Below are 259 nucleotides of genomic sequence, written 5' to 3'. Positions count from 1 at the left end.
ACCAGATCCTCGACTGGTTCGCCGGCCTGCTGCTGGACTGTCTGAACGGGCTCATCACCGCGATCACCCACGCGCTGTTGATCACCCCGGACGTGACCAGCCTGCCGCAGGTGCAGGCGCTGACCGGGCGGTCGATCTGGGTCGTCGACACAGTATTCGTCCTGGTGTTCGTCGCCGCCGGCGTCCTGACCATGGTCGCCGGCGGCGACGAACGCGCCCGCTACACCGCCAAGGATCTCCTGCCGCGGTGCGTCGTCGG

Annotated in this window: 1 pseudogene; it reads left to right on the top strand. The window is 68.3% G+C overall.

Annotation, left to right across the window (positions count from 1 at the left end):
- Window positions 1–259: pseudogene (locus ACLQ24_RS30635) on the top strand (hypothetical protein); the annotation flags it as partial.

Source organism: Micromonospora sp. DT4 (genome assembly GCF_049841675.1).
GTDB lineage: Bacteria > Actinomycetota > Actinomycetes > Mycobacteriales > Micromonosporaceae > Micromonospora.
The sequence above is the reverse complement of the archived record's forward strand: the minus strand, read 5'-3'. Positions and strand labels throughout refer to the sequence as shown.